The organism is Candidatus Villigracilis saccharophilus (assembly GCF_016711665.1).
Window position 1 is genome coordinate 43,176 of record NZ_JADJSO010000035.1, and the last position, 13,553, is coordinate 56,728.

Here is a 13,553-nt window from a genome sequence, read left to right on the forward strand (position 1 = left end):
ATACTGTTAATGTTGATCTATGGGATGGTCTCCCAGGCCAACATCATGGCGTGATCTTCGTGTGCAAGCTGGTGACAGTGCGCCACATACGGGCCGACGAAATCCCGGAAATGGACTCCAATGAGCACAGACTCGCCGGGATCCAGAGCAATCACATCTTCCTTGGAAACATCGTCCGGGATTCCCGGCCTGGTCGGGGGAACAGCCTTCCCGTTACGCATGAGAACGCGGTGCTCTTCCAAGTGAAGATGCATCGGGTGGACCCAGCCTCCGCCGCCGTTGCGGAATTCCCAGATATCATAACTTCCCACTTTTTGTTGGGCGAGCGGTTTCTTGCCGGCAGGATTCTTGAGACTCCGCGCTACGACAGCTGGGTCAAAAGGCATGCCGTTGATCAGCCATTCCGACTCTGCCCCAAAACTACCGCGCTGGGTTTCGAAGATCTTGCGGTTATCCATCATCCTCTTCCAATCCACTTTAGGCAGCGCAGGCAGTTCGCGCAACTTGGTGGGAATCAGACTGTTATCCGGCGCATCGTCACCGATCACGATCTTCAGGACCGGGATTTTGTATTCTGGATCGAGCGAGGAGCGGGTAGAAGCATCCGGCTTGCGCCCATCAGTCATTTTCATCACGTTCGTCAGATAGATCACATCACCCTTCTTGGTGGGCGTGCCGTCCATGTAACGGGTAAAGTCAATGATAAACTCGCGGCGTTTCCCGGGCCAAAGCTCAAAAGAATCACGGATGATCGGGAACGGGATCAAGCCTCCATCAGTCGCGATCTGGGTGAACTTCATACATTGTTCGCCATCCAAAATGCGGTATTGTCCCTGAAGTTCATCGCCGCCATAGCCAAGTGAGGCCGCTGACTGGGGTCCATCAGATGAAGCCATCAACTTGAATTCATAAATTCGCGCAATCGAGGCACATAGGAAACGCATGCGATACTTGCGGCGCTTGACTTCAAGCACCGGATTGGCAGTCCCGTTGATTGTAAAAATATCTCCGACAAATCCATGATTGACAAAATGCTTGTAGAAAGTTTTTCCCCACCACTCCGGATGGTTTATGGGGTTTTCAGTTGGGTATTCGGAATCGTGGATATCGTTATGTAAAGTAACGCCATCATCCAGCCTGCAATCATATATGGCAAGCGGGATATCGTATGCAACATCAAAGGATCCATCCACGTTATTTGTTCGTACACCGGGCAGACGCAGACCTTTCGTCTCGTCCCCCATATCCATGTTGTTCTTGGGATCATAGATCGGGTAAAGACCAACCAAACCCTTGTAGACATTATCCCCGGTATGATCCATACGATGATCATGGAACCAAAGAAATGATTGCTTCTCGCGGTCGTCACCGCCGGCAGGCCAATTGAGGTATAGATTATCAACCCAGGTTTCAGGCTCATAGCCATGCCCGATATTCTTCCTCATGGTGTAGTTCGGGTTGCCATCGCTTTCCGGTGCGGTGTGAGCATTGTGCAAGTGAGTGAGGAATGACCAATCCGGGGCGCCAAAATCCTGACGATCCAGGTTCTCAGGATTCTCATTCAAGCGGTTAACGAAGCGGACGAGGACAGGCTTGCCATACTCGGCGTTGATCCGCGAACCTGGGAACGTACCATTGAAACCGTAGATCGTACTGGCGGGCAGAGATCTGACAGTGCCTTCCGGATAGAGATTGCCTGAGGCATCGAACGAAATTGCCGGTCTGCCGTTATCATCAATTGGCAATACCTGGGAGGTAGTGAAGCTGTGGGTATTCACCTGAAGATCAATCTTGTAGACCAGCGGATCGGGATACCCGATCTTGCTCGGCCAGATCTGATGGGCTTCATTACCAAAACTGTTTTGCTGGCCGAAGCCTGATCCAGGTGGGTTTCTCCAAAGATCGACATCAGACTTCGGCACGGGTGCCAGGGCTTTCGGAATTGGCAGTTCATCTACAAATGGAGAGAGGATCAACGGGCTGACCGGATAAACCTCGGTGTAAGGACCACCTGCTCCGGCTGTGGAAATCGCATTGAGCAATTTCGAGCCAGCCAGGGTCGTCGCCGCTGCGCCAGCAATACCCAGCTTCAAAAAATCCCGACGGGAAAACTTGATATTGTCATCTGTATTATTAGACACGTGAGCACTCCTTATTTTGGATTATTGGCGGCCAGAAGAAGGGTCTATTTGATAATCGTATACATCTACACAAGTCTATAATATAAGAATGTATATTGGCATGAAATGGGCTATGGTCTATAAAAAATATGGACCAAGGTCTATATTTCCCCATTCATGTTTGAGGGTTCAAACATGTACGCCCCTGCTTTGATTTTGTATCAGCAGCAGGATTGATGACTGCTGAAAAATAAAACAAAGAGAAGTCTTTTATAAAAGCTATGGCAAAACAGATGGAAATTTTACGCACTAATATACCATCCCTATAAGCGCGTCTTTCAGGATTTGGCGGTAAGTGGCGAACGATTATTATTGGTAAGAAAAGCGGTGCAGACCAAGAATGATCCTATGGTTGTTGGGTCACAAGCAACTTCGAGCAGAGGAAGACGATTGAGATTACTCATAATACCGGTAGATTATCGCGCTAATGCTTTCACAAAATCCCTCGCCGCTTTAACCGGCGTTTCACTACTCCTAATTGTCTTCACACACACTGACCTGACAATGACGCCATCTGCCAGTGCGCCAACTTCAATAATAATTGGAGTGCAAGCGGACTCGAACCACTATTACACCCTTAGCTTCAGTTAGGCGTTGGATGCTTCCTTGCCTTTAAAAGATACACTCCAATTCAAAGTATACAACAATGTTTTTATTTTATAGCTTTTGAAAATCTTTTAGCAAACTGTTTCGCTATTTCTACAGGCTTTTCACTACTCCCGATCAATTTCACACACGCCGACCCAACAATGACTCCATCCGCGAGTTGACCAACCTGCTTGGCTTGCTCAGTCGTGCCGATACCAAATCCCACGCACACAGGCGCGGACGTATGTTCCCGCACACGTTGAATCAAATCGCCGAGGTCGTCTGAAATAGCGGTACGCGCACCTGTCACACCCGTAACCGAGACAAGATAAATAAATCCCTTCGCATTCCGTGCAATGGATTCCATCCGTTCATTCGGTGAAGTGGGTGCAAGCATTTGGATCAATGGCATATCCCCCACCAAGGCTTGAAACTCCTCCGCTTCTTCCAATGGAAGGTCAGGGATGATAAATCCATCCGCGCCCGCTTCGCGCGCATCGTGGACAAATTTCTCCAATCCATACGCCAGCATGGGATTGAAATAGCCCATCAAAATAAATGGAATGGTCACGCCACGCTTGCGCAACTCCGCAATTGCCGCGAGTGACTTCTTGACCGTAATTCCCTTTTCCAATGCAACCTGCGTAGCCTGCTGAATCACAGGTCCATCGGCCAGCGGATCAGAGAAGGACAGTCCTACTTCGATCAAGTCCGCGCCGTTGTTGGCAAGCGCTTCGATCACATCAATGGATGTTTCCAAGTCAGGGTAACCCAAGGGGAAGTAGGGCATGAAGATCGGTTTGTTTTTGAACGCATTTTCGATTCTAGTCATTGTGATTCCTTTTGAACCGCAAAGCACGCTAAGTGCACCAAGAAAAATCTTTGGTCTTCTTCGCGTTCTTTGCGCTCTTAGCGGTTTAATTGAATTTATCGCCCAATTCCTTGATTACAGTATTCAAATCCTTATCCCCTCGCCCTGAAAGATTGACCAGGATCACCTGATCCTTCCCCATCTTCGGCGCGCGCTTGATGACCTCCGCCACAGCATGAGACGACTCAAGCGCGGGGATGATTCCTTCAGTGTGGCACAAGGTTTGGAAAGCGCTTAATGCTTCCGCATCCGTTGCGGATGTGTAAAACGCGCGTTCACTATCTCGCATCATGGCATGCTCGGGGCCAACGGCTGCGTAATCCAGGCCTGCAGAAACCGAATGAGTCTCAGCAATTTGTCCATCTTCATCTTGCAAAACATAAGTTCTTGTTCCATGAATCACGCCGACTCTCGCTTTAGTCGCATCGCCAAAACGAGCGGCGTGTTTGCCAGAAGCAATGCCGCTTCCACCTGCTTCAACGCCAATCAACTCAACGTGTTCATCTTTTACAAATCCACTGAAAACGCCGATGGCGTTTGACCCGCCACCCACACAGGCAATCACCGTATCAGGCAAACGCCCCGCATCGCGCAGCATTTGTTCGCGTGCTTCAATGCCGATCACCGATTGAAACTCGCGCACGATGGTTGGGTATGGGTGCGGTCCCAGCGCCGAGCCAAGCAGATAATGCGTATCCCTCACATTCGTCACCCAATCGCGGATGGCTTCGTTGATGGCGTCTTTCAAAGTCTTCGTGCCTGACTCAACAGGGCGTACTTCCGCGCCAAGCAATTTCATGCGGAAGACATTCGGTTCCTGCCGCGCAATGTCCACGGAGCCCATGTACACCACGCACTCGAGTCCGAGCAATGCCGCAGCGGTGGCAGATGCCACGCCGTGCTGCCCTGCCCCAGTCTCGGCCACGACGCGCTTCTTCCCCATCCGCTTGACAAGCAATGCCTGCCCCAGCGCGTTATTGATTTTGTGTGCGCCCGTATGCGCCAAATCTTCGCGCTTCAAATATATTTGCGCGCCGCCTAATTGTTCCGATAATCTTTTGGCATAGGTCAACGGCGTGGGTCTGCCCACGAACGACGCCAGCAAGCCTTCGTACTCTCGCCTGAAGGCCGGGTCTTTTTGCGCGTCTACAAAGGCCTGCTCCAACTCGATCAGGGCAGGCATCAATGTTTCAGGCACGAACTGTCCGCCATACGGACCAAATTTTGAGGGTAATAATGTTGTCATAAATTTTCTCCAGGACTCCAACGACTACTGTCATTGGAGTTTTTACGCCAAAGTCAGGAGACTTTGGACTCCGCTCTAACCGTATTCACAAACTTTTTCATCTTCGCCGCATCTTTCTCACCCGGGGCTGATTCAACTCCGGAGGCAACGTCCACGCCCCAGGGGTTGACTCTGCCGCACTGCGTCCGCAACATTCTCTGGAGTCAATCCACCTGCCAGTAGCAGCGGATATTTCTTCGCCAACTCCGCCGCAGCAGACCAATCCGCTGTGACTCCGCTTCCGCCGTACATGCCCTTGACCGCCGCATCCACTAAAAATGCAGGGCCATCTTTGTGTTCATAACCCGTAATATCAGTTGGTACTCCACGAAAGGCTTTGAAGGCATGAGGAACAAGTTGAGCAAATATCTCTGGCGTTTCATCACCGTGGAGTTGAGCCAGATCGAGTGAACAAGTATCCAGGATATTCTTCACTTCATCCACAGATGAATTCACGAATACGCCAACAAGTTTTATTTTCGGATGTTCGCGTTTCAAAACCGAAGTAATTTCTGCGCAAACTTCCTTCTCAATAAAACGCACACCTTTTGAATAAAAGTTAAATCCAAGATAATCCGTGCCTGCGTCAATGGCAGCGAGGGCATCATTCAATGTTTTGATTCCGCAGATTTTTATTTTGGTCATAATCTCTCTTAACCATGTCGTTGCGAGGGCGCTCTCCCTGGCACCGCCCGCCAGGGCAGGTGTGTTCTTTGCCCGAAGCAACCTCCACTTAATAGAAGATTGCTTCGTCGGGAAAAGCACCCTCCTCGCAACGACATATTACATTCCTGACAACTCCCTAACTTTCGCGGGAATATCATCGGATGTAATCAACGCCTCTCCTACTAGAATTGCATCAATATTTATATTTGATAATCGCTCCACATCACTTGCGGTGAAAATACCTGACTCGGCAACCACAGCAATATCACTTGAAATCATCGGGCGGATTCTTTCTGTTGTTTCAAGTGAAACTTCGAAGGTGGCAAGGTTACGGTTGTTGATGCCGATGAGTTTTACATCTTTCAATTTCAGGGCACGCTCGGTTTCTGCTTCGTCGTGGACTTCGACTAGGGCGGTCAATCCCAAACTGAGTGCGCAGGCGTGCAGGTCGGCGAAGTGTTTGTCGTCGGGGAGTGCGGCGGCGATGAGGAGGATGGCGTCGGCGCCGTTGGCTCGGGCTTCGTAGATTTGGGTCTCGTCGATGGTGAAGTCTTTGCGTAAAAGAGGTGTCACGTGCGAGGTGTCAGGTGTCAGGTTACGAGCGCGGAGTTCGCGCAAGGTTTCGAGTTTGCCCATGAAGAATTTTTCGTCGGTGAGGACGCTGATGGCGGCGGCTCCGTTTTGGGTGTAGATGTCGGCGACTTGGAAGAGGTCAAGGTGCGGGGCAAGAATCCCTTTGGAGGGAGAGGCTCGCTTTAGTTCAGCGATCAGGCTCGGGCGGGGTCTGAAGCTGCGGCGCTTGATGGCGGCGAGAAAATCTCTGGGTGCAGGACTCTGCTCCGCGGCGCGGCGTAATGTGACAGCGTCGAGCGCCGCAATTTCCAGTTTCTTTTGAGCGATGATTTTTTCGAGTATGTTCATAACGGATTAGGAAACGGATTTTGAGTATTCAACAAGGGCGTTGAGTTTGGCGAGGGCAGAGCCGTTATCGAGGGCGGCGGTGACTTCCACAAGTGCAGACTTGAAATCGCCAGTTTCAGCGGCGAGAGCGCCAGCGGCGTTGAGCAGGACAGAGTCGCGGCGTGCGCCTTTGAGTTTGCCAGAGAGAAGATCTCTCATCATCGCCGCGGATTCATCGGGTGTGCCGCCGCGCAGGTCTTCCATGGTGGCGAGGGCGAAACCGAATTCGGCGGGATCAAGATCATAGGTGTTGACCGCGCCATCTTTGAGATGACTGATGCGATTGACGCCCGTGGTGTTGAGTTCGTCGGTGCCGCCTGCGCCGTAGATGATCAGCGCGGCGCGGGAGCCGAGTTCTTTGAGGACGTTGGCGAGCGGCTCGGTGAGCGCGGCGGCATAAACGCCCGTGAGTTGAATATTCGCGCCTGCGGGATTGGTGAGCGGGCCAAGGACATTGAAAATGGTGCGCTGACCGATCTCTTTGCGCGGGCCGATGGCGTGCTTCATGGCGGGGTGGAATTTGGCGGCGAACATAAAACCGATGCCGATGTTGTCGATGGCGTGGGCGATCTGATCAGGTGTGAGGTCGAGGCTGACGCCGAGAGCGGAGAGGACATCGGCAGAACCGCAATGCGATGACGCGGCGCGGTTGCCGTGTTTGGCAACTTTGCGTCCCGTACCCGCGAGCACAAATGCGGCGGCAGTGGAAATGTTGAAGGTGTGAGCGCCGTCACCGCCTGTGCCGACGATGTCGTAAATGCGTTCATCGGGATTGGCGAGTTTCACTTTGACAGCGTTGGCACGCATGGCGCGGACGGAGCCTGTGATCTCGGGGATGGTCTCCCCTTTCATGCGGAGCGAGACCAGATACGCGCTGACCTGCGCGGGCGTGGCTTGCCCCGTCATGATGACGTTCATCGCTTCTTCGGCCTCTTCGACGGTGAGGTCGGTGCGATTAATCGTCTTGGCGATGAACGGCTTGAGCATGGACGGCTCCGCAGGTGCGGGCGGGGCGATCTTGATATCGAGAAAATTTTTGAGCAGTTGTTTGCCATGCTCGGTGAGAATGGACTCGGGATGAAACTGCACGCCGTAGGTTGGATGCTGACGATGTTTGAGCGCCATGATCTCGCCTTCGGATGTTTGCGCGACAATTTCTAGTTCGGATGGGATGGGTTCGTAAACGACGAGCGAGTGATAGCGCATGGCTTCAAACGGCGAGGGAATATCTTTGAAGACGCCCTGTCCGTTGTGAGTGACGGGGGAAGTCTTACCGTGCATGAGACGCGGAGCGCGATCCACTTTACCGCCGTAGACTGCGCCGAGACATTGATGTCCGAGGCAGACGCCAAGTACGGGAATTTTGCCTGTGAAATGTTTGATGGCTTCTGGGGAAACGCCACCATCTTTGATGGGTTCGCCTGGGCCTGGGGAGATGACGAGATGGTCAGGCTTGAGCGCGATCAACTCGTTCAATGAAATTTGGTCGTTGCGAAAGACGCGAATATCCGCGCCGAGTTCGCCGAGGTATTGGACGAGGTTGTAGGTGAAGGAGTCGTAGTTATCGATAAGGGCTAACATGTGTTTCTCCGTTTCCATGTCGTTGCGAGGGCGTTCTTGTTCTTTGCCCGAAGCAATCTCCAATTATGAGGAGGTTGCTTCGTCGGGAAGAGCACCCTCCTCGCAACGACATATCATTCTTCATTTCCGAAAATATCAACCTCATCTGCAAACAAATCCAATGAATACGATAAGCCAGTCACATCGCGGACGAGGGTCATGGTCTCTTTGGCTTCGGTTTGCATGCGGCGGATTCCGTTGGCGAGGACATCGCGCGGGATGGTGGGATGCGCAAGATAATACGCGCGTTTTTCGCGGATGGGTTCGAGGAAGGCGTTGATGGCTTTGGCAAGTTTTTCCTTGACTTCCACATCGCCGACCTGTCCCTTGCGATAGCGTTCTTTGAGGTCGTCCACTTCGGCGTAGGAGGGATTGAACGCGTCGTGATAGATGAAGACGGGATTGCCTTCCACGGTGCCTGGGTCAGTGGCGCGCAGGCGTTTGGGATCGGTGTACATGCCTTTGACTTTTTCTTCGACGGTCTTGGCGTCATCGGATAAATAGATGGCATTGTTCAGCGACTTGGACATTTTGTTCTGTCCATCTGTGCCGACGAGCAAGGCACCGTCACCGATAATGGATTCTGGTTCGGGGAAGATCTCTTTGCCGTACAAGTTATTGAACTTGCGTGCCATTTCGCGGGCGAGTTCCACATGGGATTGGTTGTCACGTCCAACGGGGACAACATTCGCGCGCGGCAATAAAATGTCCACGGCTTGCAGGACGGGATAGCCGAGCAAACCAAATGGCATGGAGTCGATGTTGGCGTCGCGTGCCATGTCTTTGAGGGTGGGCATGCGTTCGAGGCGCGGAACGGTGACCAGCATTTCAAAGAGCAGATTCATTTCGTAGGTTTCTGGAATTGCAGATTGCACAAAGATGGTGCTGACGTTCGGGTCAATGCCAACGGCGAGATAATCCAGAACGATCTCGCGGATGTAGGTTGGGATTTCTTTGATGTACTGCGGCTCGGGCTTGGTGGTCATCGTGTGCAAATCAGCAATGATGAAGAAGGAATCATATTGATGCTGCAGGCGCACACGATTGCGAAGCGAGCCGACATAATGACCGAGGTGCAGGCGGCCTGTGGGGCGGTCACCAGTGAGAAGGCGGGGTTTGGTGTTTGGCATGGGGTAGTTTCCTTTCTAATTAGTGGGAAGTGGGTAGTGTGTGGTGGGTAGTAAAACTGACCACTACCCACTGTCCACTGTTAACTGTTCGATTCCGCCGCGTCTATCGCTCTCAACATCGCGCTCGCCTTATTCACCGTCTCTTGAAACTCGGTGGACGGGTCTGAATCCGCGACGATGCCTGCGCCTGCTTGCACGCTGACGGTGTTGCCGCGCCCGACCATGGTGCGGATGGCGAGGCAGGTGTCCATGGCGCCGTCGAAGCCGAAGTAGCCGATCATGCCTGCGTAGGCGTTGCGTGCGTCTGATTCCAATTCAGCGATGATTTCCATCGCGCGGACTTTCGGCGCGCCGCTGACTGTCCCTGCGGGGAAGGCGGCTCTCACTAAATCGAAAGCGGTCAACTCGGGGCGCAGAGTCCCTTCGACGTGCGAGACGATGTGCATGACGTGTGAATATTTTTCAACGGTGAAGAAATCAGAAACTTTGATCGTGCCATATTCGCAGACGCGGCCTAAATCATTACGACCTAAATCAACCAACATCACATGCTCCGCGCGTTCCTTCGGATCGGCGAGCAGGTCTTTGGCAAGCGATGCGTCAGCGTTGGCGTCTGCTCCTCGGGGGCGCGTCCCAGCGATCGGTCGGAGTGAAGCGGTTCTTCCTTCCAAACGCACAAACATCTCGGGCGACGATCCAACAATGTAAAGCGGTTCATCGTCCACGAGTCCGAAATCAAAAAAGAACATGTACGGCGAAGGGTTGAGGCGGCGCACGGCGCGATAGACATCGAAAGGCTCAACGTTGGTTTCGCGGCTGAAACGCTGCGAAAGCACAACCTGAAAAATATCGCCAGCGACGATGTGCTCTTTGGCGGCAAGCACCATGTCTTCAAATTTTTCGCGCGTGAGATTCGATTTTATCTCAGACGGCTCGACTTCAATTTTTGCGCGGCGGGCAAAGGCTGATGAATGCGCTCGGCGATGGCGTCCAGTTTTTGATTGGCGGCTTCGGCGTTTCCATCCAAAACATTTGCGATGAGGAAGATGGTGCGGCGCGCGTGATCGAATGCGACGATGGTATCGGCGAGCAAATACATTCCATCGGGAATTTGAGCGCGGTTCATTTTCTCACTGAGAGTTGGTTCAAAATAACGGACAGATTCATACCCGAGATAGCCCACCAACCCACCCGTGAAGCGCGGCGCGTTCGGCAAGTGGACAGCGGGAAAGCGGCTCATTTCATTTTGCAAAAAGATGGTCGGGTCATCGTGGTCGAGTTGGACGGTGCGTGTTTCGCCGTTCTCTTTGACCTCGACCTGACCGTCGCGCAGAATATATTCCGCTCTGGGTTGGACACCGATAAACGAATAGCGCGCAATGCGTTCGCCGCCTTCGACGGATTCCAATAAAAAGGACGCGCCGTCGCCGCGCAGTTTGAGATACAAGCTGACGGGGGTTTCAAGGTCGGCAGAGACCTCGCGGATGATGGTTTGGACTGTGGTTGATTCAAGCAGCATATTGACTCCTTTATTTTTATCCGCAGATTGTGCAGATTTGACAGATTCTTAAAAATCAATCTGCGTAATCCGTGAAATCTGCGGATTGGTTTTGGGTTTAAAAAAATCCTCTCCGTCCATAAGGGACGAGAGAGGACTCCCGTGGTGCCACCCAGGCTTGAAGTGTCTTAACAAAAAATCTCTGTTGTGAGCAACAGAGATCAAGAAGCCAGCTTCACTTTGTCAGGTACGGCCTTACGGCTTATACCCTTACTCTGTAACGGGAGTTCCCGAATTGGACTACTTGCTTTGCTTTCGTCCTCTCAACTCGGAGGGCCATTCGACTTCTGCGCTTTTGCCTCGCTTTCAGAACTTCTGCTCGGCTCTCTGGTAATCGCTTTGAAGTGTACTCGTCCTCGTCAGTGCTTTGTGTATATTATTGGGCGGTATTCTATGACGGAGATGGGGATGTGTCAAGAGGGAGAAATAGGCTTGGGAAAATTCTTCCTAAACTCATTAATATAAAAATTTGATTTTTCGGTGGCCCAGGCACTATTTCACTTTCAACTATTTCTTCTGCAGCGAGTTTTGGATTTAAAGGTATTTCATAGTTAACAATCCACCATCTTTCAATCTTACTCAATAGAGATACCATTTCATTAAAGCGATCTGAAAAATCGGACGGCAATCCTTCGGATAACACATTCACTTGGCTTTATTACGATGCGTTTTCATCAATTAAATATAGTGATGTCATCTTAAGTAATTGCACCCTATACTTTTTCAGCCACTCAAGCGAGGCATAGAGTGGGCTTTTATTTTTATCAAGAACTTCTATTTTATAGTCCAGGCCAATCAACTCGCCTGTTTCATCAAAACCCCTAACAAACAGCTCTCTTAATCGACGTATTATTGAGTCCTTTGGAATTTCATAAGTAGCAATGTAAATTGAAGCTAACATTAAATTAGGTCTCAAAACTTCAGGGTCCAGGAAATTGCGCCAAGTCTCTAATGGGTCTTTATCCATAGAAATTAGTATACAACAAAATTATCGCGTTGCAGGGGCAAGGTAGAATCCGGCATGTCTTCACGAAAGTCCTGCGCTGCGAGTCGCATGTCCGCGCGAGGGGAACGCGTCGGGATAAATCCCTAGCTCAGTACATGGAAACCCTTCGGGTTAACCAATGAGTCCGCTTTAGCGGACTTCCACGAACTGAGGCAGGACTTTAGTCCGCCGAAATAATGGATAGCAAGGTCACTATATCTTCACGAAAGGCTTGCGTTGCGAGTCACATATCTGCGGTATGGAAAGACCTGTCAGGTCTGGTATCTTACTCCGCCGCTCTTTGGGCTTTTACCCCTGTCACAAAGTAGTAACCTTCATTCAACTCATCCACCATTTGCGGGAGCAGTACCAGGATATTGTCTTCATAAACTGACTTCTGCCAAAATGTCTTTAACATGGTACGGGCTTCCTCGTTGGCATGGACTTTATCATCCCTGTCGATCAAAAGCATGGCAACCTGATTGTCCCGCTCGGTAATGGCGAAGAAATAATCATCCTGATCTTCCTGTTTGGATCTCAGGAACTCATCAATTTGATCCTGTAATTCCTCTTCAAAAAGTGATCTTGACATTGCGCCGTCGTCAAGTAACGCGCGGACGAGATATTTTTCTGTGGTCATTTTGCTCATGGAAACTCCAAATTTGTTTTTGCCAGTATACCGCACGTGGATATAGATGATCTCGTGATGTAATCTGCTTTTCCTGTTGAACGATCTGAGAACTCGAAAGTTCGCTTATACTATTTATCATATACAGGGAAAATAAAGCGGATTGGGAAATGTCCTGCACAGCAGCAGATCTAATGGAGGCTCAAAACAAGGTAAGAGATGAATTCCTTGATGATCCCGCCAAGGTTATTATGCTCGTCTTGAAAGATAATAGTGCGGGGAAATAGCTTGCTTTTCTCATATAATGCCATACTTGCGCTGAATACAAGTATGGCATTCGATAAAGAAGTCACGGTTGATTACAGTGATACAATCACGAAAATCGTTTTAGATGACACGAAGTATTGTTTCAAAGGAGATTAGCTATGTGGAGAAAATTTTTATTATTATTAATATTAATCTTCAACACAAGTTGCTCATCTAATCCACAAAAAATTGATGTAGCTGTATTGGGAACTTTAACGGCTCTGCCGACTAATACGCCAGTGTTGATTACTGTAATTCCAAGCCCAGTTCCCACCTTGACTCTTGAACCTATACCTACATCGCCTGTTCGATTAAACCTTTTTGGTAATACTGCAGATAAAGCCGTGAAAGAACTTGAAAATTATGGTTATGTTTTTGAGTACTATCAATATGAGACTGGCAATAGCCGTTATCTTGGAAGTTATAAGAATTTGCCTGCTCATACTGTCATTCTGGATATTCGACAATACAACTTTGTTTCTGCAGGATATAGTATAGTCTCAGAAGTTGATTTTGACGCTTACCTCTCACCAGACATTCTGTATACTGCTGTTTTAGGAAAAGATATGTTTAATGAAAAGGTTTTGCCTTGGAAGAATCGAATAATTGAACAAGCAAGACAAAACGGGTATAAATTAGTTGGTTAAGTATTTATTCCTTTTTCGCTGGACTTGTTACTAGTGTTATCGTCAAATTGGTAATAAATATACGACCTAATTCGTCAAGTCCAAATTTGTCATCGACATCTTTTGGATCTGCTGATGATATTTTATATG

Annotated in this window: 13 protein-coding genes; 1 reads left to right on the forward strand and 12 read right to left on the reverse strand. The window is 50.1% G+C overall.

Annotated elements, in window-relative coordinates; genetic code table 11:
- Positions 1-17: 17 nt before the first annotated feature.
- From IPL17_RS12210 to IPL17_RS12265, 12 genes are all read right to left on the reverse strand, one after another.
- Positions 18-2,141 (reverse strand): multicopper oxidase domain-containing protein, encoded by a 2,124-nt coding sequence (locus IPL17_RS12210; protein WP_345307367.1) that lies wholly within the window; start codon positions 2,139-2,141, stop codon positions 18-20.
- A 691-nt stretch (positions 2,142-2,832) separates the two neighbouring features.
- The gene (gene trpA, locus IPL17_RS12215) at positions 2,833-3,600 is read right to left on the reverse strand and encodes a tryptophan synthase subunit alpha (RefSeq protein ID WP_345307368.1); all 768 of its coding nucleotides are present in this window, start codon (positions 3,598-3,600) and stop codon (positions 2,833-2,835) included.
- Between the two features lie 85 nt (positions 3,601-3,685).
- Complete coding sequence (gene trpB, locus IPL17_RS12220) at positions 3,686-4,885, reverse strand: tryptophan synthase subunit beta (RefSeq protein ID WP_345307369.1); 1,200 nt, start codon at positions 4,883-4,885, stop codon at positions 3,686-3,688.
- Between the two features lie 53 nt (positions 4,886-4,938).
- Positions 4,939-5,079 carry a hypothetical protein gene (locus IPL17_RS12225; protein WP_345307370.1) on the reverse strand — a complete coding sequence of 47 codons (141 nt, stop codon included), beginning with the start codon at positions 5,077-5,079 and terminating at the stop codon, positions 4,939-4,941.
- Complete coding sequence (locus IPL17_RS12230) at positions 5,018-5,569, reverse strand: phosphoribosylanthranilate isomerase (RefSeq protein WP_345307371.1); 552 nt, start codon at positions 5,567-5,569, stop codon at positions 5,018-5,020. The genes IPL17_RS12225 and IPL17_RS12230 overlap by 62 nt, the downstream gene beginning before the upstream one ends.
- 138 nt (positions 5,570-5,707) lie before the next feature.
- Complete coding sequence (gene trpC / locus IPL17_RS12235; protein ID WP_345307372.1) at positions 5,708-6,511, reverse strand: indole-3-glycerol phosphate synthase TrpC; 804 nt, start codon at positions 6,509-6,511, stop codon at positions 5,708-5,710.
- 6 nt (positions 6,512-6,517) lie between these two features.
- Entirely contained in the window at positions 6,518-8,131 is a 1,614-nt protein-coding gene (gene trpD / locus IPL17_RS12240; protein WP_345307373.1) for an anthranilate phosphoribosyltransferase, read from the reverse strand.
- A 113-nt stretch (positions 8,132-8,244) separates the two neighbouring features.
- Positions 8,245-9,300, reverse strand: a complete 1,056-nt coding sequence (trpS, locus tag IPL17_RS12245; protein WP_345307374.1) for a tryptophan--tRNA ligase — start codon at positions 9,298-9,300, stop codon at positions 8,245-8,247.
- A gap of 80 nt (positions 9,301-9,380) precedes the next feature.
- On the reverse strand, positions 9,381-10,187 hold the full coding sequence (locus IPL17_RS12250; protein ID WP_345307375.1) for an anthranilate synthase component I family protein: 807 nt from the start codon (positions 10,185-10,187) through the stop codon (positions 9,381-9,383).
- Between the two features lie 32 nt (positions 10,188-10,219).
- Positions 10,220-10,819: a hypothetical protein gene (locus IPL17_RS12255; RefSeq protein WP_345307376.1), complete on the reverse strand. Its 600-nt coding sequence runs from the start codon at positions 10,817-10,819 to the stop codon at positions 10,220-10,222.
- Between the two features lie 697 nt (positions 10,820-11,516).
- Entirely contained in the window at positions 11,517-11,825 is a 309-nt protein-coding gene (locus IPL17_RS12260) for a hypothetical protein (RefSeq protein WP_345307377.1), read from the reverse strand.
- Positions 11,826-12,129: 304 nt separating this feature from the next.
- Positions 12,130-12,492 carry a hypothetical protein gene (locus tag IPL17_RS12265; RefSeq protein ID WP_345307378.1) on the reverse strand — a complete coding sequence of 121 codons (363 nt, stop codon included), beginning with the start codon at positions 12,490-12,492 and terminating at the stop codon, positions 12,130-12,132.
- A 404-nt stretch (positions 12,493-12,896) separates the two neighbouring features.
- Between IPL17_RS12265 and IPL17_RS12270 the strand changes: the two genes are divergently transcribed.
- The gene (locus IPL17_RS12270) at positions 12,897-13,424 is read left to right on the forward strand and encodes a hypothetical protein (RefSeq protein ID WP_345307379.1); all 528 of its coding nucleotides are present in this window, start codon (positions 12,897-12,899) and stop codon (positions 13,422-13,424) included.
- The last annotated feature ends 129 nt before the right edge of the window (positions 13,425-13,553 follow it).

Bases quoted from the DNA above. Each gene is read 5' to 3' on its own strand.
- trpA (WP_345307368.1), bottom strand. From the start codon at position 3,600: ATGACTAGAATCGAAAATGCGTTCAAAAACAAACCGATCTTCATGCCC.
- trpB (WP_345307369.1), bottom strand. From the start codon at position 4,885: ATGACAACATTATTACCCTCAAAATTTGGTCCGTATGGCGGACAGTTC.
- IPL17_RS12225 (WP_345307370.1), bottom strand. From the start codon at position 5,079: ATGTTGCGGACGCAGTGCGGCAGAGTCAACCCCTGGGGCGTGGACGTT.
- IPL17_RS12230 (WP_345307371.1), bottom strand. From the start codon at position 5,569: ATGACCAAAATAAAAATCTGCGGAATCAAAACATTGAATGATGCCCTC.
- trpC (WP_345307372.1), bottom strand. From the start codon at position 6,511: ATGAACATACTCGAAAAAATCATCGCTCAAAAGAAACTGGAAATTGCG.
- trpD (WP_345307373.1), bottom strand. From the start codon at position 8,131: ATGTTAGCCCTTATCGATAACTACGACTCCTTCACCTACAACCTCGTC.
- trpS (WP_345307374.1), bottom strand. From the start codon at position 9,300: ATGCCAAACACCAAACCCCGCCTTCTCACTGGTGACCGCCCCACAGGC.
- IPL17_RS12250 (WP_345307375.1), bottom strand. From the start codon at position 10,187: ATGGTGCTTGCCGCCAAAGAGCACATCGTCGCTGGCGATATTTTTCAG.
- IPL17_RS12255 (WP_345307376.1), bottom strand. From the start codon at position 10,819: ATGCTGCTTGAATCAACCACAGTCCAAACCATCATCCGCGAGGTCTCT.
- IPL17_RS12260 (WP_345307377.1), bottom strand. From the start codon at position 11,825: ATGGATAAAGACCCATTAGAGACTTGGCGCAATTTCCTGGACCCTGAA.
- IPL17_RS12265 (WP_345307378.1), bottom strand. From the start codon at position 12,492: ATGAGCAAAATGACCACAGAAAAATATCTCGTCCGCGCGTTACTTGAC.
- IPL17_RS12270 (WP_345307379.1), top strand. From the start codon at position 12,897: ATGTGGAGAAAATTTTTATTATTATTAATATTAATCTTCAACACAAGT.